This window comes from Streptomyces sp. NPDC027672, assembly GCF_055566335.1.
In genome coordinates, this window is record NZ_JBVHSO010000017.1 from 21,420 (window position 1) to 45,053 (window position 23,634).

Here is a 23,634-nt window from a genome sequence, read left to right on the forward strand (position 1 = left end):
AGGCGCACTTCGTTAGGGACTCACCCAAGGCAGGGCAATTGCAAGGAGAATGATGCTTTCGCAATGGTCGAAACCCTGAACAGGCAGGAGCCTGCGGACGTGATGCCACTGTGACCGCGGAGGGCCGTAGGCATGGCGCGTCACACATCCATAGACGGCGACGGGCTCGTGCAGCACACTTTCCCCCTGACCGGAACGTCTCGAACGGGCGTTACACGGCAACGGACCGGATACGGGAGCGCTCGTCCACCGCCTTGTCGCCTTGCCAGCATGACTGGGACGGATGTATAACGTTGTAAAATTGTCGTACACGGGGCTCGGCGTACGGCTCACGGTGCTTCACCGGGCCGGCTCCGATCACCCGCGTCGGGTCGTTCTGGAAAGGAATGACGTGCGGGTCAGCCTCAAGGACGTCGCCGCGCATGCGGGAGTCTCCATCAAGACCGTCTCCAACGTGGTGAACAACTACCGGCACGTCACCCCGGCCATGCGCGAGCGCGTGCAGCGCTCCATCGACGAGCTCGGCTACCGGCCGAACCTGACCGCCCGGCATCTGCGCGCGGGACGCACGGGAATGATCGCGCTTGCCCTGCCCGAGCTCGGCAACCCCTATTTCGCGGAACTCGCCGCCGCCGTCATCGACGCGGCGGCCAAGCACGACTTCATCGTGTTGCTGGACCACACCGGTGGACGGCGCGAGCAGGAGATCCTGGTCAGTCATGGCTTCCGGGCGCGGGTCATCGACGGGCTGATCCTCAGCCCCATCGAGCTGGAGACCGAGGATCTGCGTGATCGCGAGGGGGGCGTACCGCTGGTGCTGCTCGGCGAGCGGGACTACGGCCTTCCTTACGACCACATCGCCATCGACAACGTCGCCGCCGCCCGGGCCGCCGTCCGGCATCTGGTCGGGCTCGGGCGCCGGGAGGTGGCGTTCATCGGAGCCCGACGCGGTCGCAGTGAACCTGCGCAACTCCGCGTGCGCGGGTGGCGGGAGGAACTGGCCGCCGCCGGGCTGCCCGTCGATGACGGGCTGGTCGCCGCCACCGACGGCTGGGGACACGCGGACGGCGCGGCGGCCATGGCCCGCATCCTCGACGCCGGCAGGCGCCCCGACGCGGTGTTCGCCTACAACGACCCGATGGCCCTCGGTGCGATGAGGGTTCTGCACGAGCGAGGACTCCGGGTGCCGGAGGACATCGCAGTGGTCGGATTCGACGATGTCGTCGAAGGGCGTTTCGGTGCAGTGACCCTCACGTCCGTCTCCCCGGACAAGGGGGCCATCGGTCGGCTCGCGGTGGAGTCGGTACTGGCCCGGCTCGGCGGTGAAGCTCCGGAACCCCGGCGCGTGTGGGCGGACTACCGTCTGGTCGAACGGGAGAGCACCTTGGGGCGGCGCACGGCAAACGAGGGCGCGAGCGGCTGACCTGCAAGACCGAGGTCCGCACGTCCCGCCTTCAACGGAGTCTCGGTGTTACTCAGGAGGTGCGTGGCGCGCCTCGCCGGGTGAAACGCTGCCCGTGGGGCCCTGCCGGCGGAATTGCTCGGAAGTGACGCGTTGCGGCCACCGTGCCCGCCGCTCGAGCGCAGCCGGCCAGGGTTGACTGACGTCTGGTCGTCGCGTAACTCGCTCACCGGAGCGGGTGGACGTCGCACCGGCCGTGACCGCATGTGGATGGCGCGCTCCAGCCGTGGGCCCGGCGTCCAGCCGGCGGCCGGGTACCGGCGGACCCCCTGCATCGCCATCGGAAGTGCACCCCATCGCAAAGGGCCCTGAATGCCCGGCGGTTCAGAGTCATCGCTTGGCGCGTTGCCGGCGCGACGAAGTCGGGCCCGTCCAGGCCCGCGCGGCATGCCCTCGGACTCCGAGGCCTGCCCGAAGGTCGCGCGCAGGGGGTTTACAGCCTTCTTTCAACGATGTAAAAACTCTTTGCGGCGGGCCGAACACGTCCGTCTCGGGGGAGAAGCACCACTTCCGCTCGTCTTCCGAACTCCCCAGTTCCCTTTCAGTGTCGCGCCCGGATCGGGGTCATCATGCAGCGCACCACTCACCGTCCTCGTCTCTTCGCCCGTCCCGTGGTTGTGGCTCTGGCTGCCGCTGTGGCTCTGACCGCGACCGCCTGCACCAAATCCGAGGACGAAGCGTCGGGCAGACAGCACTCCTCCGCGGCCGCCGTCGGCAGTGAGCAGAAGGTCGTCACACCGAAGCCCGGCAGCAAGGGCTGCACCATCGATGCCTACGGCGCCGAGAAGATCGACCTGAAGACCGCCACGGTCGGGTTCTCCCAGTCGGAGAAGGAAGCCAATCCGTTTCGCATCGCGGAGACCCAGTCCGTCAAGGACGAGGCCGGGAAACGGGGCGTGAAGCTGCTGACGGCCAACGCCCAGTCGCAGTTCTCCAAGCAGATCAGCGACGTACAGAACCTGTTGGCCCAGGGGGCCGACCTGCTGGTGATCGCCCCGCTCAACTCCGACGGCTGGGACCCGGTACTGCAGGCCGCCGCGGCCAAGAAGGTGCCGATCATCACGATCGACCGCAAGATCAATGCCAAGGCCTGCAAGGACTATGTCTCCTTCATCGCCTCCGACTTCGTCGAGCAGGGCCGGCGCGCAGCCGACCAGATGATCGCGGCGACGGGAGGCAAGGGCGAGGTCGCGATCCTGCTCGGCTCTGCCGGGAACAACGTCACCACCGAACGCACCAAGGGCTTCAGGGAGCGGATCGCCGAGAAGGCCCCCGACCTGAAGGTCGTCTTCGAGCAGACCGGTGACTTCGCCCGCGAGAAGGGGCAGCAGGTCACCGAGCAGCTCATCCAGTCCAAGCCAGGCATCAAGGGTATCTATGCCGAGAACGACGAGATGGGACTCGGTGCGGTGACCGCCCTCAAGGGCGCCGGCAAGAAGGCCGGCGATGTCAAGATCGTCACGGTGGACGGCACCCGCAACGCTGTCCAAGGCGTTGTGGACGGCTGGATCAGCGGCGTCATCGAGTCCAACCCGCGTTTCGGTCCGCTGGCGTTCCAGACGCTGGACACCTTCACCAAGGGCGGGGAAGTCCCCCAGGACGTCATCATCCAGGACAGCGCCTACAGCGCCGGCAACGCCAAGCAGGACATCGGCAGGGCCTACTGACCCGTCAGGAAGGCCCCGCTTCCACAGGGTCCTCCTTCGCTCCCTCACTCACCCTCTTCATGGAGGCACAGGTGGCACCCTCGGCCGAAGTCCTCGCCGTCCGCGGACTCAGCAAGACCTTCCCCGGTGTCCGGGCCCTGGACGGGGTGGACCTCACCCTGCACGCCGGTGAGGTGCACGCCCTCATCGGCGAGAACGGCGCCGGCAAGTCCACTCTCATCAAGGTCCTGACCGGCGTGTACCGGCCGGATGCGGGAGACATCACCTTCCAAGGGAAGCAAGTCTCCTTCGGCACACCGCTGGAGGCCCAGAAGGCGGGCATTTCCACCATCTACCAAGAGGTCAACCTCATCCCGCTGCTGAGTGTGGCCCGCAATCTCTTCCTTGGCAGGGAACCCCGCAACCGCTTCGGCCTGCTGGACTCCGGGCGCATGAACCGGGAGGCCCAGCAGGCACTGCGGGCCTACGGTGTCCGGGTCGACGTCCGGCAGCCGCTGCGCACCCTCGGCGTCGGCGCCCAGCAGATGGTGGCCCTCGCCCGAGCCGTCGCGACGGACGCCCGCGTGGTCGTCATGGACGAACCCACCTCATCCCTCGAACCGCGGGAGGTGGAGACCCTGTTCTCGGTCATCCGCCGCCTGCGCGAGGCGGGCATCGCCGTGATCTACGTCAGCCACCGCCTGGACGAGCTGTACGCCATGTGCGAAACGGTCACCGTGCTGCGGGACGGACGCCGCGTGCACCATGGCCGGCTGGCCGACCTCGACCGGCTGGATCTGGTCTCCACGATGCTCGGCCGGGAACTGGGCGAGGTCCGCACGGAGGGCCTGACGAAGTTCACCGGCGACCACCACGCCGCCGACGCCCGGCCGGTGCTGGAGGCGAACGGTCTCACCATCCCTCACAAGCTGCACGGGGTCTCCGTCAGCATCCGACCGGGCGAGGTCGTCGGGCTCGGCGGGCTGCTCGGCTCAGGACGCACCGAGACGGCGAAGGCCATCTCCGGTGCGCTCCCGGTGCGTTCCGGCCACGTGATGGTCGCCGGGGCCCCGCTGCGCGGCGGTTCCACCCCCGGCGCCATCCGGGCGGGCATCAGCTTGCTGCCCGAGGACCGCAAGAGCGAGGGCATCGTTCCCGGCCTGTCGGTCCGCGAGAACATCGCGCTGGCCGCCCTGCCCCGGCTCTCCCGCTTCGGCCTGGTCTCCGAGGCCCGCGTCGACAGCGTCGTACGAACCTTCATGGAGCGGCTGCGGATCAAGGCCTCCTCACCGCACCAGAAGGTCGGCGAACTGTCCGGCGGTAACCAGCAGAAGGTTCTCCTCGCCCGCTGGCTCGCCATGAACCCCAAGGTACTGCTTCTGGACGAGCCCACCCGCGGTATCGACGTCGGCGCCAAGGCCGAGGTCCAGAAACTCGTGGACGAACTCGCCGCGGACGGCCTGGGCGTCCTGCTCATCTCCTCCGACCTGGAGGAACTGATCGAAGGGTCCGACCGCGTGGTCGTACTGAAGGACGGTGCCGTCGTCGGGGAACTGACCGGCGACGACGTCACCGAGGACAAGCTGATGCGCACCATAGCCGGCGGCGAACCGGCGCGCGACGCGGTCAAGGAGGTGGCTTCCGATGGCTGAAGCCACCCTGCGAACGGCCCCGCTGGACAAGGCCCGCGTCCTGCAGTGGCTGCAGACCTACGGCGTCTACGCGGGAGTCGCCCTGCTCCTGATCGTCAACATCGTCATCACACCGCACTTCCTGTCCGCCGAGAACTTCCGCACCCAGGCCGTCCAGGTCGCTCCAGTGATCATCGTCGCGCTCGGCATGGCTCTGGTCATCGGCACCGAAGGAGTCGACCTCTCGGTCGGCGCCGTGATGGCACTCGCGGCCTCGGTGACCGCGCTCTACCTCGGCTACGGCCTGCTGCCGGCTCTGCTGGTGGTGGCCCTGTTCGCCGCAGCCGTGGGACTCGCCAACGGAGCACTGGTCGCCTTCATCGGGGTCCAGCCCATCGTGGCCACCCTGGCTCTCATGGTCGGCGGCCGCGGCATCGCACTGGTGCTGCTTCCGCAACTGGAGGACCTGCACGACCCGGCGCTGGCCGACCTAGGATCCGGCTCCGTAGCCGGCATCCCCTACATCATCCTGATCGCCGCCGCCCTCGCGCTGCTGGTCGCCTTCATCGTCCGGCGCACCACCTTCGGTCGCCAGCTCCTCGCCATCGGCGACAGCCGCCCCGCCGCCCAGCTCGCCGGCCTGCCGGTGCGCCGCGTGCTGATCATCGTCTATGTGGCGTGCGCGCTGCTCGCGGCGGTGGCCGGCGTGCTGGCCACCGCTCGGCTCCAGGCCAGCGACCCGACCTCGCTCGGCAACCTCATGGAACTGTCCGCCATCACCGCCGTCGTCGTCGGCGGAACACCGCTGACCGGAGGCCGGGTCAACATCGCCGGGACCGTGGCGGGCGCCGTCCTCATCCAACTGCTCACCGCCACCCTCATCAAGCACGATCTGCCGCCCTCGTGGACCCAGATCGCCCAGGCCATAGTGATCGTGTGCGCGGTCTACGCGGCACGAGGACGGGGGAAGCGATGACTGCCACGAAGACGGACCGGCTCCCGACCGCAGCGAGCAGGGAACCTGGGGCCGGCACGGAATCGGCGGGCTCCGTCCGCTCCGAACGGCTGAGCGCACTGGTCCAGCAGCACGGCGCACTGGCGGTGCTCGTCCTTGTCTCCATCATCGCCTCGGTCAGCTTCGATTCCTTCGCCACCGGCGACAACATCGCGAACATGGCGACGGGTTCGACCTTCCTCGCGATCGTCGCGCTCGGCATGACCTTCGTCATCATCACCGGCGGCATCGACCTGTCCGTCGGCTCCCTCTTCGCCCTCGGCGGCGTCCTGGCGGCCTGGGGATCGCGCCACGGAACCCTCGTGGCGCTGCTGCTGCCCCTCACCGTTTGCGGCCTGATCGGTGTCGTCAACGGCCTGCTCGTCGCCCGCTCCCGGCTCGCGCCCTTCATCGTCACCCTGGCCGCCATGCTGGGAGCGCGTGGACTGATGCTCACGCTCACCGACGAGGGAGCCGAAACCTACCTGATCGGCAAGGACTCGGTCCTCGCCGACCTCGGCCAGGGCACCAGCCTGGGCATCGGCAACCCCGTGTGGGTCACGGTGGCACTGTTCGTCGCGGGAGCCGTGGTACTGCGCAAGACGCGGTTCGGGCAGCACGTGTACGCGGTCGGCGGCAACGAGGACGCGGCGGCCCTGATGGGCGCCCCGGTGGCCCGCACCAAGGTCCTCGTCTACGCCCTGTCCGCTCTGCTGGCCGGTCTCGCCGGTGCACTCAACGCCGCATGGCTCGCCTCCGGCGTCACCATCCTCGGCAACGGCATGGAACTGGACGCGATCTCCGCCGTCGTCATCGGCGGCACCCTGCTCTCCGGCGGCCTCGGCTACGTCAGCGGCTCGCTGGTCGGTGTCCTGCTGCTGAAGGTGATCCAGAACATCATCAACCAGATCGGCTCTCTGGACTCCTCCTACCAGCAGGTCGTCAGCGGTGCCTTCCTGGCCCTCGTCGTCGTCACCCAGACCTGGCTGGGCCGCAGACGACAGCTTCCGTGACAGACCCACGCACAGACGCGGCAGCCGGGCGTTCCCACGCCCGGCTGCCGCATGAGCACCCGGCTCCCCGGCAGCGTGTCAGTCACCGGCGAGGCGTGCCGCCAACGGTGGCATCCCCGACCGTGACCGCACCCGGGGAACGCCTCCCGGCACACGGCCCCGATGCCCGGATGTCCGCGCAGCCAGGCTTCCACAGTGGCGGCTTCACGGGCGGGCAGTACCTCGAACCGCTCACCGGTCCCGGCGTTGTCGATCACCGTGGCGTAGCTCTGCCGGCGCCGACGGGAAATCGGAAGGTCTGCCGCCCGCACATCCCAGGACCGGACAGACCAGTCGTCGTATCCTCACCCGCGTCCCGGGACGGCGGTGCCGTGGGCGGGTTGCCGCTGCCGTCACCGGCCCTCACACGCACGGTCCCGGCGAGTAGGCCGAAGGGCACTCGCCGGGACCGTCGCAGGGGCCGGGGCTACGGCTTTTCCTGCGTATAGAGCGTGCTCACCTCCTCGGCGGTGAGTGCCTTGTCGTAGACGTGCACCTCATCGACGGCGCCGTTCCAGAAGTCGGTGTCCGTGCCGTTCCACTGGGCGCGGCCCACCGCGAGGGGTCCCGATCCGACGTAGTTCGGGCCGGCTGCCGCGGTCGACGCCGGCTTACCGTCGACGTAGAGCTTGATCTGACCGTTCGCGTCGTCGCGTACACCGACGAGGTGGTACCAGCGGCCCGTCTCCGGTGTGGTAACCAGCCGGGCGCGGTTCTCGCCGGGCGTGCTGAAGGCGAAGGCGCCATGGCCGTACTGAAGGTAGAACGGGTTCGCCTGGAAGCGGCTGTCCTGGCTGACGGCGGTGGCGTAGTTGCCGGGAAGTTCGGCGAGGGACACCCAGGCGGAGACGGAGTAGCTACCGGTGGTGTCGAGTACCGGGCCGTCGGTTTCGGCGAACTGTCCGTTGCCGTCGAACTTCAGCGCGCTGCCGCTGACGCCGGGCGCCCAACTGGTGCCCTGGGAGAGCTTCAGGGTCTTGCCGTTGGGCCCCTCGTCGGCGGCGGTGGTGCCCGTGCCCTCGTCGAGTGACCAGTGCCCGCCGCCCTTCGGCTCTGCGCGCTTGCCCGCGGCGGCACCGGCTGCGATGACCTTGCGGTTGATCGCACGGACCTGAACCGGGTCGACCTTGATCTCCCGGCGGTCGTAGGTGTAGAGGCCGTTGAGCTCGTTCTCGAGGTCGGTGATCTGTGTGTACACCGAGCCGGACAACTCGGCGCCGGCCTGGGCGAGGTAGAACTTCTCGGTGTTCTCGACGTACTTGCGGGTCAGCGCCTCCTTGTCGGCGACGCCGCTGTAGATCACGGTCGGGGCGCCGGGCCACATGTGCCCCGGGGTGCGCAGCGTGAAGCCGCCGTGCTCACCGTCCATGGCGGCCCGGTGGTCGGGGAACGGCGGGTCCTCGTTGGTGTAGTCGTGGTGGTCGATGATGTCGCCTCTGCCCGAGTCGCCCTTGGAGTTGCAGCAGTTGACGCCACTGTGCGCGTTGACCACCCGGGACGGGTCGGCGGCCTTGACGGCATCGGCGAGGCGGCCGGTCTCCTGGCGGTCCCACTCGCCCCAGCCCTCGTTGAAGACGATGTTGCCGATGACGGAGGGCGCGTTGTGGTGCTGCCGCATCGCCTCCATGCCCTGATCCGCGAACGCCTTCTTTCCGGTCGTGTCGGTGATGTCCCCGGAGACGAAGTCCTGCCAGACCAGCAGACCGAGCTTGTCCGCGTGGTAGAACCACCGCGCCGGCTCCACCTTGATGTGCTTGCGGACGGCGTTGAAGCCCAGTTCCTTGTGGGCCTTCAGGTCGAAGGCGAGGGCCTCGTCGCTGGGCGCGGTGTACAGGCCGTCCGGCCAGAAGCCCTGGTCGAGTGTGGCGAGGGAGAAGACGGGCTTCCCGTTGAGCACCAGTTTCTGGTAGCCGCCGACCTTCCTGACCGCGATCTCGCGCATGCCGAAGTAGCTGCCGACCTTGTCGGTCGACCTGCCGTCGGTGAGTTCGATGTCGAGGTCGTAGAGGTAGGGGTCGTCCGGACTCCACAGGTGCTGCTTCGCCACGGGCAGGTGCAACTGCTTGTTGGCGGGCCCGCTGACTCTGCCGACGACCTGGCCGCGCCTGTCGCGGGCGACGGCATCGACACGCGCGTGGGAGGAGGCGCGGTCGGACTCGACGGTCACCGCGAGGCTCCCGGTGTCGATGTCGGGGGTCGTGACTACGTTGTCTATGGAGGTGACGGCGACCGGCTCCATCCACACCGTCTGCCAGATGCCCGACGACTGGGTGTAGAAGATGCCGCCCGGGCGGGTGGACTGCTTGCCCATGGGCTGGTTGGCGCCCCCGGTGTCGGTGACCGCGACCACGACCTCCTGCGGGCCCTTGTCCTTGAGCGCGTCGGTGATGTCGGCGCTGAACGCGGTGTAGCCGCCGGTGTGTTCGGCGACCTCCTTGCCGTTGACCCACACGCGGGCCTGGTAATCGACGGCGCCGAAGTTGAGCTTCAGCCGGTTTCCCTTGTCGCCCTTGCCGACACTCCAGTTCTTCGGCACGTCGACCAGCTTGCGGTAGAACATGTGGTCCTCGTGCCGCTCCAGCCCGGAGAGCTGTGACTCGACCGGGAACGGCACGACGATCTTCTCGTCGAGGTCTTTGCCGAAGGCCGGCTGCTCGCCCGCTTCGGCGGCAGCGAACTGCCACGGCCCGTTGAGGTTCTTCCACTTGGCTCGCACCTGCTGCGGGCGCGGGTACTCCGGCAGGGGATGCTTCTCGTCGAGCTTCTCACCCCACTCGGTGGTGAGCCGGTGAGCGGAGTCGTTCTGTGCGTAGCGGACGATCTTCGGTACGGTCTCGCCGCCGACCGTCAGGCCGCCTTCACCGTCGTAGCTCACCCGGACCTGCTGGTTCTTCTGAATCGGTTCCGCGAGGGTGATCAGCAGGGTGTCGGGGTCGTCGGGAGCGACCGTGACCGACGCGAGCGGCATGGGCGTGGTGTCGGACTCGATCGTCAGGTGGTCCGCCAGCGTCTTCACATCACCGCCGACCTTGCCCCCGAACCGGGCTCGCAGGCGCCGCCCGTCCTGGGCTACCGACGGCTCGACCGGATACACCTCGAACCCTGCCGGTGGCGTGAACGCCGACATAGGAACGACCTGCTTGGGAATGGCGGGAGTCGACCAGCGCAGGAACATGTTGGCGCCGCCCGTGTCCTGGAACATCTCCAGACGGAAGTCGTGCTTCTCGCCGGAGGTCAGCCTGACCGGCGCACTGGTCTGCTCGTTGTCCCAGTCCGGTTGCCAGTGGTCGATGACCGCCTCGCCGTCGATGAAGAGCCGGAAGCCGTTGTCACCGCTGGCGTAGAAGGTGTAGTCACCGGTGGCTGGTGCCTCGATCTGCCCGGTCCAGCGGGCGGTCGTGTGCTCCGTCCTGCCGGTCAGTTCCTGGAAGGTACTGGTCAGTCCGGAGAAGTTGATCTGCGGATCGAGCAGGGCGCCACCCAACTGCGCAAAGTCTCTCGCGCCAGGCGCTGACATGCTGAAGTACTCGCCCTTCAGACCGTGCACCGCGACAGCCCCCTGCTGGGACGAGGGGGCTGACGCGCTGGTGGACGTCACGGCGGCCGACGCGGTGGACATCAGACCAACTGTGGGCAGTGCCAGAGCGGCGACTGTCAGCAGTGCCCACGTTCTCGCTCGCGGGCGGGTGTGTCGTTGTTTCATCGAACCTTCCTCGCGCAGAGATCCCGGAGGGACCCTTCGGCAGGCGGCACCGGCTGAACAGGCGCCGGGGCAGGGGCTCTTCCAACGTTGGAAAACTTGACAGCGGAATGACAACACGGCACCGGGATCCTGTCCAGACCTCGTGCACCGTCTTGGTCCGGCTTCGTGAACGGCCTACCGAACGCCCGATCGGGCGCGGCACAACCGCATGCTCAGCCGGGCTCCCCGAGGCGGACGCCGGCGAATGTCTTCCGACTCGTGCCACGGCCGCCGCCGGCTGACCGAGCGGAGGGGCGGTCCACCCGCGCACGCGACGACGGTGCCTGCCGTGCGCTGCGGATCATGGGGCCGGCGGGCTGGGCGTGTCCTTCGGCTCCGCATTGTGCGCGTAGGGCGCGGGGAAGCAGGTGAAGTACCGCAGCGCGTCCATGTCGTCGACGGCTTCCCGACTCGCCACCTCATGGAGCCGGGCACCCCGCAGCAGGCGTTTGACGGGGACTTCCAGCTTTTTGCCGGTGCGGGTGCGGGTGTGGGGCAGGGCGGGCACTGCGATGATGGTGTCGGGACGTGTGGGCCCGGCCGGACATCACCGCGGCACCAAGGTGGAGTTGTCCCGTGACTACCGCGCGTTCGCGGGATTCCTCTGCCTGCTGAAGCGTCGACAGACCGAGGCCGAGGTACGACGGCTCGCCGCCGCCCACCAGGACCGTGGGGAACTCGACGTCACGGTGCTGCGGTTCACCGAGCACAAGACGCTCGACCACCAAGACTCCGCCCGTGGTGTGCAACCGCACGACCAGGACTACGGGACGTCCAAGGAGTTCAAGCAGTGGCCCGACCGGGTGCCCTGGGAGGGCGCTCACACAGGCGGCCTGCGTGAGGCGATCGAGCAGTACACGTCCATCTGGTTCCCCGGCACCCGGACACCATCTGCACAGAAGCGAACCGCCGGCCGCACCGCGCGGGTGGCACCGGCTCCGCCAGCCACCCTCAGCGCACGCCGCGCCCGCTGAGCACGACCACAACCGAGCCGCCGACAAGGACACGGTCACCGCTCATGCCGGTCCGGCAGGCCTCCGCACTGCCTGGGTTCTGTCCGGCGGATCACTGGCTCCGCCAGTGATCCGCCGGACACCGGGCTCGGTTACCCCCGAAGTTTCGCCACGCTCCGGGCGCAAGTAGTGGCCATCTCCTTGCCGCCCACGGCTTCCCCGTCACCGGGCGGATGCCTCGTCTGCCTCGCACCTCTCCAGCACGTCTGGATAGACGTCCTCGGCCGCTATGCCTTCACCGGGCAGCCGACGCCGAGCCTGCGGTCGCTGCGCGAGCACCACACGGACGATGGGGCGGTCGGAGACGAGAACGGGTAGCCACAGGTCCGCGCAGTCGAAAGCGCCCGGTCCGGGTTCCGGACCGGACCGCTGTGTCGTGCGGGAGGCGCAGAGGCTACTTCCGAGGCACACATCCGCTCAGCCGCATGACAGACGGGTCCTTCCCCCGGCGAGGACTGCGGAGGGAAGGGTCCGTCTGCCGGTTCGGGGGACGGGGTGTAGTCGATGGCCTGGTCGGGGCAGCCGTTGGCGAGGTGGGACAGGGCATCGTGCTCGGCCGTGTCGACCGTCAGGTTCCACGTCAGCTTCACCGAGATCCAGTCCGCGGTGTAGCGGCAGGTCGCATCGGCTGCCGGCGGCATCCACTGACTCGATTCCCGTCCGCTTTCTGCCTGTTGGAGTGGGCGGTCACCGCCACCAGGTGGCGGGGGTCGGTCGGGTAGTTGGCGTAGGCGACCCGGGCCTTGACCCCGGATCCTGGACACGGGTTATGCGGCTGGTGTCAGCGTAGTTGGTGTTGCTCAGGACGCTGTCTCGTAGGCGATCGGGCTGCGGTGTCCGAGGCGGGAGTGACGGCGGCGGGTGTTGTGGCGGTGCGGCCAGCGGAACGCGTGGAGGCGGGCTTCGCGCTCGCTGGACCAGTGCTTTCGGCCCTGGAGCGTCTCCCGTTGGAACGCCGCGTTGAACGACTCGGCGAGCGCGAAGCCCGCCGAGCTGCCGATCGCGCTCATGGACTGACGGACACCAGCCTGGCGGCAGGCGTCGGCGAACGCCCGGCTGGTGTACTGGGCGCCGTGGTCGGTGTGCATGACTGCCCCGGTGAGGCTGCCGCGGGTCCGTTCGGCGGCTGCCAGGGCATCGAGGACAAGGCCGGTTCGCATGTGATCCGCGACCACCCCACCGACGAGGCGGCGCGAGGCGAGGTCGATGACGGCCTTCGCCGCGGCCGGGTCCGCCACCGTGGTGCGGTGCCTGCGGCGCAAGCGCAGACCCGCCAGGCCGGCCTGGCGCATCACGCGGGCGACCCGCTTGTGATTGACCCGCTCGCCTTCGTCGCAGAGCTCGGCGGTGATCCTCGGGACACCGCAGGTGCCGTCGGATTCCCGGTGCACGGCCCGTATTCGGACGGCGAGCCGGGCGTCGGCCGCCTGCCGTGCGGCCCGGTCCGCAGCCGTTCGGCGCCAGTAGCAGAAGCTGGAGCGGGCGATGCCGAGGATGATGCACAGCCGCTTCACGCCGTGGCGGCGCTGGTGGTCGGCGACGAACCGGAAGCGGTTCACCAGCGCGTCTCTCCGGCGAAATACTTCGCCGCCCTCCGCAGGATCTCGCGTTCTTCCTCCAGTTCGCGGACCTTCCTGCGCAGAGCGGCGTTCTCCGCCTCCAGCGGTGTGGGCGGCGCGGCCGGAACCTCCGCCCGGCGTCCCCGGGGCCGACTCGCCCCGGCCGCCCTGACCCAGTTCCGCAACGTCTCCGGGTTGACCCCCAGATCAGCGGTGACCGGCCTGATCGTCGCTCCAGGCCGCGACTCGTACAACGCGACCGCGTTCGCCTTGAACTTCGGCGGGTAGTGCTTCATGACCACGGAACATCCGTTCTCCTTGGACTCAAGATCCAAGTGTCTCGAGTGTCCAGGATCCGGGGTCAAGGCCCATCCGCTATACGGGTCCATACGCCGGCGCGGCGGCCTCTCGACAACCAGTGTGCCGGTGTCGGCCTCGGGCACGCCCCGGGAGCTTCGTGACTACTTCAACCGTTGGCGGATTGCCGTGCCCAGAGCGCCGAGACCGTGGGCACGATCGCGGGGGCGTTCATCGCGGCCGGAGGCTCAGGAACCAGCCACGTTTGTGGGCGCGGTCCAGCCGGTAACTCGGATCCACTCGACCAGGTCCAGGGTGGCCGGCTCGATCGAGCGCACCACCGCGAGGTCCGAAGGGTATTCCGCCGCCTTCGCGAACTCGCGGAACATCGCCTTGTCGAGGTCGTTGGGAAGCACGCTCAACGGGAGGGCCTCGTACCGTGCCGGGAGCCCGGCGCGCGCGCCGAACGCCGCGGCGATCTGGGGGCCCGTCAGCTCGTCGCCGACGACCTCGACGGCTCCGCCGGGCGCCTCCGCGGTGTCGAGCAGGAGCGCGGCGGCGACCCGGCCGATGTCCCTGACCGAGACCATCTTCAGGGCGACGTCCTCCGGCAGCGGCAGCCTCAGCACGATCTCCCCATGCTCCAGGCTCGGTGCCATCACGCTCGCGAAGTTCTCCATGAAGGCGGTCGCGCGAACCATCGCGGCCCTGAGGCCGGACTTCCTCAGGTGCTCCTCGATCGAGTGCTTCGAGTCGTGGTGCGGTACACCCGACTCCCGGTCCGCTCCGAAGACCGAGTTGAACACGACATGCGGGACGCCCGCCTCGACCGCCGCGTCGACGAGCGCGGTACCGATGCGGATCTCCTCCTCGACCTCTTCGAGGCTGTTCGCCTCCGGGGTCATGAAGTAGAACCCCTCGACCGTCGCCAGCGCGGCGGCCAGCGACGCCGGGTCGTCGGCCCGGATGGCCGCCAGCTCGACGCCGCGGGCGGCCAGCGCCTGGGCCCGGTCGGACTGCGGGTTGCGGACCAAAGCCCGCACCCGCGCCTTGTGGTCCAGCAGCGCGTCGACCACCGCCCCGCCCTGTTGCCCCGTCGCGCCGAAGACTGCGATCGTGCCGGTCGTCTGTGTGCTCACCGCTGCCACCCCTCATTAGTTCATGCCATGAACGAAATTAGTTCATGGCATGAACTACGTCAAGGTGCGGGTGCAGCCGGACCTCACGGTGTGATGGGTGGGTTCGAGGTGGGCGAAGAGAGGTCCGAGGTGTCCACGATGGCGGTGGCCACGCGCTCGAAGTCGCGCTGGTCGTCGGCGTCGAGGTTCCTCGCGATCTCGGGCAGGCGCTTGGCGACCTCGGCGTAAACGGCCTCGGCGAGCACCTTCCCCGTGGGCGTCGCAGCGAGCATGACCACCCGTCGGTCCTGTGCCGAGCTTGCCCGGCCGACCAACTCGCGCCGCGCGGTGCGATCGACCAGCTGGCTCAATGCGTTCTTGGTCATACCCAACGACGCGGCGAGGTCAGCCATCCGCCGCGGCTCGTTCCTGACTGCGCAGAGCAGCGTGGCCTGCGAGGGGGTCAGGTCGAACTCGGCGCAGACCTGCGCGTACTTGCGTTGAATCACAACCGAGAGCCAGAAGAGCTTGTCGCCATAGTCCACGCCGACCTCCCTGGTCCGATGACGAACGATCAGCCTACTCGTCGCGGGCCGGCAGTCTGCACTGGGCGGTCTTCTGGACTCGGCCATTGGTATGCGTCCCACAACGTGGGTGATGACGGTACGACTGGCGGCCTCCTGGCTGGTCCTGGCATTGAGCCCCGCAGGCAAGGTGCGCGAACTGCCGCTCACCGTCGCGTCAGACCATCCTGGCCGGACAGGCGATACAGCTACGTTGCCAGAGGCAGCCGAAGAATAAACGGCTATCCGAGGCCCGAGCAGGACTCGCCCGGCGCAGGTGGTGTTCCATCCGTACTGGCAGGGCCGGAGGCCGGGAGCCTGGGCAGCGCTGCACGGTGCACGCCGTGACCGAGTTGCCTCCTGCCCCGCCCCGCCTGCGGGCGATCCGCTTCCTCGTTCTCCAGCAGGAGTGCGGCCGCCAATGCCCTGAGGACCTGGGGTGAGGGATTGCGTTCGCGTCCCTGTTCCCACCGTACGTAGGAGTCGGTGCTCACCCCGGCGAGGACGGCGACCTCCTCGCGCCGCAGACCAGGGGTGCGGCGTGTCCCTGGGGGCATCCCGTGGTCCTCGGGCTGCACCAGCGCGCGCCGGGCCCGCAGGAATTCGCTCAGCCGGTTCTTGTCCATGCCTGCCAACGTACGGGCTGGCACCGCCAACCAGGTGGCCCTGCCACACCCACCCGCCGGGAGGAACAACCGTTGTCCGGAGGCCCCGGCGCGGCTGCCTCCCACGACTGGGTTCGATGGCAAGGAAGAGCCGAACGGCTGGGTTCGCTGTCAAACGACTCGGTTGAATGACAGAGGGCAGTTCGCCGGGGACAGACAAGAAGATCCCGGAAGGACTGGCCAACGGGCGCAGGGCATGTCAACCCCGGAGGGGTCTATGGCGCTGCGGCTTTTCGTGCCGCCGCCGTGGCCGGCCCGGCACGCCACGTAGCGGTGACGCTGACCTGCGGCACCGGGGGATAGCCCTACTTGCAAGCAGGTGGTTGGCGGTATCCCGGGCCCGGACCTCGAACGAAATACTGAGCCCGGTCCGGCAGTCACCCATCGAGCGGGAGCTTTCTTTTGTACGAGGACGCGCATACAGCAGACGGGGCACGTCCGTCCAAGCGGGGGAACCGCAGGCGCGGTGAGCGCCTGCTCCGGGTCGCCGCCGTCGGGGCACTCGCGGCGGCAGCGATCACAGCCGGCCTCACCCTGCCGGCATCGGCCGCGGGCACCAAGGCCGTGCCGGCCGCGCGGGGCGGACACGGGGCCACTCAGGCGGCCTTGGATTCGGTGGTGCACGAAGGGCCGCCTGGTGGTGTCGCTCTCGCCGAGCAGGGGGGCACCACCTGGGCGGGACGTGCGGGCACCGCGGATCTGACGACCGGACGGAAGCCGCGCACCGATGACCGCTTCCGGATCGGCTCGATCACCAAGACGTTCGTGGCCACGGTGATGCTCCAGTTGGAGGCCGAAGGAAAACTGAGCCTGGCCGACACCGTGGACGACTGGCTGCCGGGCCTCGTGGCGGGAAACGGCAACCGTGGCAGCGAGATCACACTTGTGCAGCTCCTCAACCACACCAGCGGTCTCTACAGCTACACCGACGACGAGACATTCAAAAGAAGGGAGTTCAGCACCGACTTCCTCAAGCACCGCTACGAGACCTGGACGCCCCGCCAGATCGTCCGGCTCGCCATGACCCACCGGCCCACCTTCGCCCCCGGCCACGGCTGGAGCTACTCCGACACCAATTACGTCATTGCGTCCATGGTGATCCAGGAGGCCACCGGCCACACCTACGCCCACGAGGTCGAGCAGCGTATATTGCGCCCCCTGCGACTGGACTCCACCCGTGTGCCGGGCACCAGCGTCCGCGTCCCCGGGCCGAGCGGGCGCGCCTACTCGAAGCTGACCGGGGAACTCGCCGGACCCGGGGAGCCGAACGGCGCGACCTACGACGTCACCGAACTCAACCCGTCCTTCGCGGGCGCCGCCGGAGAGATGATCTCCGACAACCGCGATCTCAACCGGTTCTACCGGGCCTTGCTCTCCGGCCGGCTCCTGGAGAAGCCCGAGCTGGAGAAGATGATGACGACCGTGGCGGTCGATGACGTGCCGAACTTCTCCTACGGCCTGGGACTGATGAAGATGACGTTGTCGTGCGGCACCGAGGTGTGGGGGCACAACGGCGGCATCCAGGGCTCCGTCTCGGAGACGATGGCAACGGCGGACGGCGATCACGTGCTGTCGCTCAACTTCAACGGCGACTGGAACGTCCACGAACAGCGGGTTGTCGACGCCGAGTTCTGCGGCTCCGGAGATACTGCTGGACACCGCCGGTGACATCACCCTCGCTCGCGTACGCCGCGAGGGCGTGAGCGGCCTGCTTTGCCAGTGCGGCGAGCGGGGAGCACCGGCCCTTCTTCGCCGCGCGCAGTCGCTCCGCGACGATCTCGGTATACCGGTCTGGCGCCGCGCCGTATCGGAGAAACCGGTGTACTCCACCAGCGCCTCGTACGGCCTGGTGGGTCGGCGTCCCTCAGGTGGAGGTGGCTCCGGGCGGCGCGCCGCCCGGAGCGCGGCCGTCAGGAGCCGTCCTGCCGCCGCAGGACGGCTCGGGACCGCCGTTCCGGTGCCGTCGAGCGGCCCTCCGGCTCCCCGCGACGGTGCGGCTCCCCGGTTCCGGGCCGGGTGGGCCACCACACGCGGTCCCCGGCGTCCCGCACGAGCGCCGGGACCAGCAGCGAGCGCACCACCAGGGTGTCCAGCAGCACGCCGAAGGCGACGATGAAGGCGATCTGCACCAGGAAGGCGAGAGGAATCACGCCGAGCGCCGCGAAGGTGGCGGCGAGCACCACACCGGCAGAGGTGATGACCCCGCCGGTGGTGACGAGTCCGCGCCGAACGCCTTCAGGGGTGCCGTGCCGCAAGGTCTCCTCGCGGACCCGGGACATCAGGAAGATGTTGTAGTCGACGCCGAGGGCGACCAGGAAGACGAACCCGTACAACGGCACGGACGCATCGGTGCCGCTGAAGCCGAACAGGTCACGGAAGACCCACGCTGCCACGCCGAGGGTCGCGGTGAAGTTGAGGGCGACGGTGAGCACCAGCAGGACGGGCACGGCGAGGGAGCGCAGCAGCAGCACGAGGATGGCCAGGATGACGACGAGCACCACCGGGACGATGACGGTCCGGTCACGTTCGGCCGCGCGCAGGGTGTCGTACTGCTGCGCGGTGTAGCCGCCGACGAGGGCGTCCGCGCCGGGCATCGCGTGCAGCGCGGTGCGCAGCCGGGCCACGGTGTCGCGGGCGGCCTGGGCATCGGGCGGCGCGTTCGTGGTCGCCTCGAAGCTGACCCGGCCGTCCACCGTGCGCGGACCGGCCGCCGGGCGGCCCTGGGCGCCGGTCGCGGTCACCGCCGCGATGCCGGCGGTGCCGCGCAGGGTGCGCTCCACGCGGTCGGCGGAGGCAGCGTCGGCGAGAACCACCACAGGAGTGCCCGCGCCGGCCGGGAAGTGCCGGGCCAGGGTCTGCTGGGCGGTGACGGACGGCACCTGCCGGACGAACGTCTCGTCCAGCGGCACACCCCGCGAGTCCAGGGTGAGCGCCCCGGCGGAGCAGGCGAGCAGTCCGGCCAGGGCAAGCGCCCACACCCGCCGCGGCGCCCGGTCGACCAGGCGCGCGACGCGCTGCCACAGCCCGGTGGTGCCGGCCTCGCCCGCGGGCCTGGCCGGCCAGTAGGCGCGGCGGCCGAGGACGGCCAGGACCGCCGGCAGGAAGGAGAGCGCGCTCAGGGCGGCGCAGGCGATCCCGACGGCGCCGACCGGCCCGAGGGCCCGGGTGTTGGTGAGATCGCTCAGCAGCAGGGCGATCAGACCGAGGGCGACGGTGCCGGCGCTGGCGAGGACGGCCGGGGCCGAGCGGCGCAGGGCGGCGCGTGCGGCGGTGTGACGGTCCCGTCCGGCGGCCAGTTCCTCCCGGCAACGGGCAGTGACCAGCAGCGCGTAGTCCGTCGCGGCGCCGATGACGAGGATGGACAGGATGCCCTGCACCTGCCCGTCGACGCGCACCAGACCGTGGTCGGCCAGGGCGTAGACGACGGCGCACGCCAGCCCGAGGGCGAACACCGCGCCGCTGATGACGACGAGCGGCAGCAGCAGGGACCGGTAGGCCAGGAGCAGGATGACCAGGACGGCAGCTAGGGCGACCGCGAGCAGCACCCCGTCGATGCCGGAGAAGGCGTCCGCCAGGTCGGCCCGGGTGGCCGCCGGTCCGCCCAACTGCACCCGGGTACCGGGCACCGATTCGGCCGCCGCCCGCACCCGTTGCAGTGTGGGTGCGAGCCGGTCGCCCAGATCGGGGCTCAACGGCACCACGGCCTGCAGGGCGGCGCGGTCCTTCGAGGGGAGAGCCGGGGAGGGGGGTCCGGCCGTCCCGGTCGTGCCGGCGAGCGCGGCCATCGCCGCGGTGGCCGACCGCTGCTGCCCGCTGACGGCACCCCCGCCGTCGCCGGTCCACACCACGATGACCGGCAGTGTCTCGCGCTGCTGGAAGGCGGCCTGCTCGCGCAGGACGCGAGTGGACTCTGCGCTGCGGGGCAGGAAGGCGGCCTGGTCGTTGGTGGCTGCTTCACCGAGCCGTCCGGCGAAGGGCCCCAGAAGCGCCCCGACCACCAGCCATACGGCGATCAGGGCGAACGGGACGAGCCTGCGGGCCCGGCGGTGCGGGGGCGTCATGGAACTCCTCGGGACGAACGGCGGAAGAAAACTCGACCATGAAGAATCTCAATGGTTGAGTAATCTGGAGGTACCTCTCCCTCACTGCTTCTTACCGCGCCGGTGATCCGGATGCGGGCGCCGCCGTATCCGGGCGCCGGACGGCGCCTCAGCGGTCGGCGGGCTCCCCGGGTACCTGGGCCAGGGCGTCGTTCAGCGCGGTCAGGAACCGCAGGGCCACGGTCGTCTCGTGGGCGTCGAAGTCCGCGCCGGCCCGGCGCAAGGCGTTGGCGAGGGGGCGGAAGTGGATACGGGCGGCGGCGCGGGCGTCGTCGGCGTAGTGGAGGTGGACCACGCGGCGGTCGGTGTCCTCGCGCACCCGGCGGACATGACCGGCGCGCTCCAGCCGGTCGACGCAGGCGGTGACCGCGCCGGAGGTGAGGCCGAGCATGGCACGCAGCCTGGTGGGGGTCATCGGCTCGGGAGCGTCGAGGATGGCGGCCAGCGCCTGCACGTCGGTGGCGTGCAGGTTCTGCCGGGCCGCGTACTGCTGGATGACCCGGCCGACCTCGCCGTGCATGCGGCGCAACTGCACCGCGAAGGCGGGCAGGTCGCCCGGGAAAGCGGGCAGGTCACCGGGTCCGGCGACCACGGTGCGCCGGTCACGGGCGGCAGGGGGCGCTTCCTCGGCGGCCCCTCCGCGCCGCCGCGTCGGGCTGCCTCCGCTGGTCTCCGTGTTCACCGGCGCATCGTACCGGGGCACTCGCGGGTTACGGCCGGCCGCACCCGTATATCGAGTGCCTCGCGGTCGTCCGCGCCTGACTGGCGGTCACCCTCCGGGGCGACCGAGAGTCGCAACGGCGGCTCGCCCGCCGGCCACTTGTCGCTTCCCTCCGCGCCGGACGTCCGCAGGCGCTCGGTGTGGACGAACTCATGCGCCTGAACTCCTGCGGCGGGTCGGTGCGGTTCGCCCGTGCCGGCTACCCGAGGCCGCCTTGCAGGATCTGGTCCGTCCGGTGGTGGAACCAGGCGGTGAGGTCCTGGGCGCGTTGTGTCACCTGGGTTTCGTCGGTGCCGGTGAGCACGGCGCGGAAGACGGCGAAGGAGACGGGTCTGCCGGTGCGGGCGCCGCGGGTCCGGCGTTCGCGTTCCACGGTGACGACACCGGGGCGGGCGAGGATCTCCCGGGTGGCCGGCGCCTGGTCGACGACTCCGGGGGCGGCGGAGAGGCGGATGAAGCCGAAGGCGTCGTCGCTGGGGGGCGTGCGGGGTGGTGGGGCCGGCCGGGCGAGGAGCGCCGCCGCCCACTGCTGGTGCAGGTCGACTCCGAGTTTGCGGCGGACCACCTCGTCGATGCGGCCACCGGCGACCCGGCCCGCGCACTCGCCGAAGACCAGGGAGCCGTCGGGTTGTTCGAACGCCTCCAGGTGGAAGACACCGTCGCGGTGCCCGAGGGCGGCCAGGGCGCGTGCGGTCAGCGATCGGCCGTGCCGGTACAGGCCCGGGGCGCGTCGGGGATCGGTGACGACGGATCCCATCGGCGCGCCGTCGTGGGTGGTGAGCACGTTCCCGAGGTACCGGGAGACCGCGAGCGCCGTCACCTCGCCGCCGCGCACCACACCGTCCAGGTGGACCTCGGCTCCGGGGACGAACTCCTCGACCTGCCAGGGGCCGTCGTGCCCGGCGCGGTACGTCCAGGTACGGGCGTGCGCGCGGGAGTCCAGCCGCTCGGTGCCCAGACTCGCCTCGCCGCCCGGCGACTTGACGACGACCGGGAAGCGCAACGGCACCAGAGGGACGTCGACCGCCGACGCGGCCACGGCGGACGCGGCCGTGGGGATGCCGGCCGCGCGGATCAGGCGTTTCTGGACGGCCTTGTCACGCAGCGCGAGGGCGCTGTCGAGCGGCGGTGCCGCGGCTTTGCCGAGCGCGCCCAGCACGGCGGCGGCGACCACCCGGGTCTCCTGGGACGGGGCCACGGCGGCGTAGTCGTGCGGTGCGTGGCCGGACCGTGCGAGCCCCGCGAGGACGGCCTCGGTGTCGGCGGAGTCGGTGACGACCACGGTCTCCGCGATCAGCCCGCTGTCCCGGGCGGCAGCCGCCTCGGAGGGCTCGGCCGCGCAGGTCACGCGGGCGCCGAGGCCGGCGAGCGCCGCCGCGGCCCGTCCCGCGTTCCAGCCCAGCAGCAGCACCCGCGCGGCGTCCTCAGGCGGCGCCATGCCGGGCCCTCGCCGCGGTCTCGTAGGCCAGCAGCAGTTCGTCGGTGACGAAGTCGCGTACGTGGTAGTGGAAGGGCGCGCCGATGCGGATGCCGTCGATCCACAGCCGTAGCCGGTCGTCGAAGTCGTGGCTGACGTAGGGCCGCCACTCGCGGGCCGTCTCCGGTACCCCCGGCCAGCCTTGGACGCATGCCTTCATGTGGACGAAGTGGGGTGTGCCGGGGCGGGGGCCGCCGGCGATGTCTTCGAGGCCGTTGTCCCGCAGGGCCAGCAGGAGGGCGGAGTCGGAGGAGAAGGGCACGTCGGGGCGGCCGAAGTGGCGTGCGCAGGTGCCCGCCCAGTCCGCCAGGTACCCCGACATGGTGGCGAACAGCCGCTCGGCGACCGGGCCTTGCCGGAAGTAGAAGAAGCCGTTGTGCAGGTCGGGCAGGCCGATCCGGTACAGCTCCGTGCGCAGCGGGTTGCCGACGACCGGATCGCCCCGGTAGGTGACCGCGGTGCCGCCGACGATGTCCGCCGCCGCCATCACGTCCCACCAGGGGGAGACGTCGTCGAAGAAGAGCGTGTCGGCGTCGACCGTTACGGTCTCCGCGTAGGGGGTCAGGTCGTACATGCGCACGTAGTTGTCGACCCGCCAGCTCTTGTCGACGAACTCCGGGCGGACGTCCGGGATCGCGATGACGTGGTCGAAGACGTCCCGGTAGTGCGGCGGGAGGTGTTGTGATTCCGGCACGATGACGCTGAGGGCGGTGACGGCGGACTGGGTGAGGCGCAGGGAGAGGGCGAGGCAGTAGGCCATGCGCAGGTAGTCGGAGCCGGTGTGGTTGAAGGCGTGGGTGAGGTAGCCGCGTCCGGTGCGTGGTGGGGTCACGTCGACTCCTGGTGGTGGGCGGTCATGGGTGGGAGGCCGAGGACGACGTGGCGTGCCCGGCGCAGGGTGTCCGGTCGCAGTCCGTGGGCCGTCAACAGGCGGCGGACGGAACCGTGCTGGCGCTCCAGGTCGGAAAGGAGGGTGCGCAGGGTGTGCCCCGGGGTGGTGGTGCGTGCGGCGAGTTCGCGGGGTCCGAGGTCGCGTGCCCAGGGCAGTTGTCGTGCGGTGGCCGGGTCCCGGCGGTAGAGCCGGCCGGTGAGGGCGTGGTCGCGGGCGAGGTCGGCGAGGCGTATCCCCAGGGCGCGCAGGGCGAGCGCGCACACCACGGAGGTGCGGTCCTTCCCGGCGGAGCAGCACACCAGCAGCGGCAGCCGCTCGGGTTGGGCGAGGAGGCCGACCAGTTCGGCGGCGGTGGGGGCGGCGGGCAGCGCCAGCCGGTGGTAGTAGGCGAGGTAGTGGGAGGGCTGGGGGGTGCCGGCCGTTCTGAGCACGGACCGGTCGGCCACCAGCGGCCGGGAGAGCACGATGACCTCCCGGGGCGGGCACGTCTCGGCCCGCTCGTGGCGGTCGCGCAGGTCCAGGACGACGCGCAGGGCCGCGTGGTCGGCGAGCGGCCCGATGGCGGCGCCGGCGCCCCGGTACAGCAGACCGGGTCTGAGGCGCAGTCCGGTGCTGTCGCGCAGGCCCGCGAGGTCACGGGTGTTGGGCGCCCCGGGTACGACACGGGGTCCCGGCGCGGGGTGGTGTGGCGGGCCGTCCATG

Annotated in this window: 16 protein-coding genes and 2 pseudogenes; 7 read left to right on the top strand and 11 right to left on the bottom strand. The window is 70.1% G+C overall.

The genetic code is table 11. From position 1 onward, the window contains the following. The first annotated feature begins 391 nt into the window (after positions 1-391). From ACZ4SV_RS31595 to ACZ4SV_RS31615, 5 genes are all read left to right on the top strand, one after another. Positions 392-1,423 (top strand): LacI family DNA-binding transcriptional regulator, encoded by a 1,032-nt coding sequence (locus tag ACZ4SV_RS31595; protein WP_468008801.1) that lies wholly within the window; start codon positions 392-394, stop codon positions 1,421-1,423. A gap of 608 nt (positions 1,424-2,031) precedes the next feature. Beyond that, positions 2,032-3,129 carry an ABC transporter substrate-binding protein gene (locus ACZ4SV_RS31600; protein WP_468008428.1) on the top strand — a complete coding sequence of 366 codons (1,098 nt, stop codon included), beginning with the start codon at positions 2,032-2,034 and terminating at the stop codon, positions 3,127-3,129. 71 nt (positions 3,130-3,200) lie between these two features. Then, positions 3,201-4,760, top strand: a complete 1,560-nt coding sequence (locus ACZ4SV_RS31605) for a sugar ABC transporter ATP-binding protein (protein WP_468008432.1) — start codon at positions 3,201-3,203, stop codon at positions 4,758-4,760. Beyond that, on the top strand, positions 4,753-5,715 hold the full coding sequence (locus tag ACZ4SV_RS31610; protein WP_468008435.1) for an ABC transporter permease: 963 nt from the start codon (positions 4,753-4,755) through the stop codon (positions 5,713-5,715). Before ACZ4SV_RS31605 ends, ACZ4SV_RS31610 begins: the two co-directional genes overlap by 8 nt. Further along, positions 5,712-6,746, top strand: coding sequence for an ABC transporter permease (locus ACZ4SV_RS31615; RefSeq protein WP_468008439.1), 1,035 nt, complete (start codon positions 5,712-5,714; stop codon positions 6,744-6,746). The genes ACZ4SV_RS31610 and ACZ4SV_RS31615 overlap by 4 nt, the downstream gene beginning before the upstream one ends. A gap of 466 nt (positions 6,747-7,212) precedes the next feature. Here ACZ4SV_RS31615 and ACZ4SV_RS31620 read toward each other — a convergent pair whose 3' ends face one another. Together ACZ4SV_RS31620 and ACZ4SV_RS31625 are read right to left on the bottom strand one after the other, a co-directional pair. Next, positions 7,213-10,488 carry a LamG-like jellyroll fold domain-containing protein gene (locus tag ACZ4SV_RS31620; protein WP_468008442.1) on the bottom strand — a complete coding sequence of 1,092 codons (3,276 nt, stop codon included), beginning with the start codon at positions 10,486-10,488 and terminating at the stop codon, positions 7,213-7,215. Between the two features lie 340 nt (positions 10,489-10,828). Continuing rightward, positions 10,829-11,035, bottom strand: a complete 207-nt coding sequence (locus ACZ4SV_RS31625; protein WP_468008445.1) for a hypothetical protein — start codon at positions 11,033-11,035, stop codon at positions 10,829-10,831. A gap of 61 nt (positions 11,036-11,096) precedes the next feature. On the opposite strand from ACZ4SV_RS31625, the gene ACZ4SV_RS31630 reads away from it, so the two are divergent. Further along, the gene (locus ACZ4SV_RS31630) at positions 11,097-11,501 is read left to right on the top strand and encodes a hypothetical protein (protein ID WP_468008449.1); all 405 of its coding nucleotides are present in this window, start codon (positions 11,097-11,099) and stop codon (positions 11,499-11,501) included. 839 nt (positions 11,502-12,340) lie between these two features. On the opposite strand, the pseudogene ACZ4SV_RS31635 reads toward ACZ4SV_RS31630, so the two are convergent. From ACZ4SV_RS31635 to ACZ4SV_RS31650, 4 genes and pseudogenes are all read right to left on the bottom strand, one after another. Further along, positions 12,341-13,401, bottom strand: a pseudogene (locus ACZ4SV_RS31635) (IS3 family transposase). Positions 13,402-13,644: 243 nt separating this feature from the next. Beyond that, complete coding sequence (locus ACZ4SV_RS31640) at positions 13,645-14,535, bottom strand: NmrA/HSCARG family protein (RefSeq protein WP_468008452.1); 891 nt, start codon at positions 14,533-14,535, stop codon at positions 13,645-13,647. 83 nt (positions 14,536-14,618) lie between these two features. Beyond that, positions 14,619-15,059, bottom strand: a complete 441-nt coding sequence (locus ACZ4SV_RS31645) for a MarR family winged helix-turn-helix transcriptional regulator (RefSeq protein ID WP_468008457.1) — start codon at positions 15,057-15,059, stop codon at positions 14,619-14,621. Between the two features lie 407 nt (positions 15,060-15,466). After that, positions 15,467-15,703: pseudogene (locus ACZ4SV_RS31650) on the bottom strand (helix-turn-helix domain-containing protein); the annotation flags it as partial. Between the two features lie 657 nt (positions 15,704-16,360). On the opposite strand from ACZ4SV_RS31650, the gene ACZ4SV_RS31655 reads away from it, so the two are divergent. After that, a complete protein-coding gene (locus tag ACZ4SV_RS31655; protein ID WP_468008462.1) occupies positions 16,361-17,410 on the top strand; it encodes a serine hydrolase domain-containing protein in 1,050 nt (349 codons plus the stop codon). Between the two features lie 242 nt (positions 17,411-17,652). Here ACZ4SV_RS31655 and ACZ4SV_RS31660 read toward each other — a convergent pair whose 3' ends face one another. The 5 genes from ACZ4SV_RS31660 to ACZ4SV_RS31680 all read right to left on the bottom strand — a co-directional run bounded on the left by ACZ4SV_RS31660 (position 17,653) and on the right by ACZ4SV_RS31680 (position 23,633). Next, positions 17,653-19,803, bottom strand: coding sequence for an MMPL family transporter (locus tag ACZ4SV_RS31660; protein WP_468008465.1), 2,151 nt, complete (start codon positions 19,801-19,803; stop codon positions 17,653-17,655). Between the two features lie 148 nt (positions 19,804-19,951). Next, a complete protein-coding gene (locus ACZ4SV_RS31665) occupies positions 19,952-20,434 on the bottom strand; it encodes a MarR family winged helix-turn-helix transcriptional regulator (RefSeq protein WP_468008805.1) in 483 nt (160 codons plus the stop codon). Positions 20,435-20,762: 328 nt separating this feature from the next. Beyond that, a complete protein-coding gene (locus tag ACZ4SV_RS31670) occupies positions 20,763-22,001 on the bottom strand; it encodes an ATP-grasp domain-containing protein (protein ID WP_468008470.1) in 1,239 nt (412 codons plus the stop codon). Further along, a complete protein-coding gene (locus ACZ4SV_RS31675) occupies positions 21,988-22,872 on the bottom strand; it encodes a hypothetical protein (protein WP_468008473.1) in 885 nt (294 codons plus the stop codon). Before ACZ4SV_RS31675 ends, ACZ4SV_RS31670 begins: the two co-directional genes overlap by 14 nt. Further along, on the bottom strand, positions 22,869-23,633 hold the full coding sequence (locus tag ACZ4SV_RS31680) for a tyrosine-protein phosphatase (RefSeq protein ID WP_468008477.1): 765 nt from the start codon (positions 23,631-23,633) through the stop codon (positions 22,869-22,871). Before ACZ4SV_RS31680 ends, ACZ4SV_RS31675 begins: the two co-directional genes overlap by 4 nt. Position 23,634 lies beyond the last annotated feature (1 nt).

Excerpts from the sequence above, each read along its gene's own strand:
- ACZ4SV_RS31680 (WP_468008477.1), bottom strand. The coding sequence starts at position 23,633 with ATGGACGGCCCGCCACACCACCCCGCGCCGGGACCCCGTGTCGTACCC.
- ACZ4SV_RS31660 (WP_468008465.1), bottom strand. The coding sequence starts at position 19,803 with ATGACGCCCCCGCACCGCCGGGCCCGCAGGCTCGTCCCGTTCGCCCTG.
- ACZ4SV_RS31600 (WP_468008428.1), top strand. The coding sequence starts at position 2,032 with ATGCAGCGCACCACTCACCGTCCTCGTCTCTTCGCCCGTCCCGTGGTT.
- ACZ4SV_RS31620 (WP_468008442.1), bottom strand. The coding sequence starts at position 10,488 with ATGAAACAACGACACACCCGCCCGCGAGCGAGAACGTGGGCACTGCTG.
- ACZ4SV_RS31670 (WP_468008470.1), bottom strand. The coding sequence starts at position 22,001 with ATGGCGCCGCCTGAGGACGCCGCGCGGGTGCTGCTGCTGGGCTGGAAC.
- ACZ4SV_RS31610 (WP_468008435.1), top strand. The coding sequence starts at position 4,753 with ATGGCTGAAGCCACCCTGCGAACGGCCCCGCTGGACAAGGCCCGCGTC.
- ACZ4SV_RS31615 (WP_468008439.1), top strand. The coding sequence starts at position 5,712 with ATGACTGCCACGAAGACGGACCGGCTCCCGACCGCAGCGAGCAGGGAA.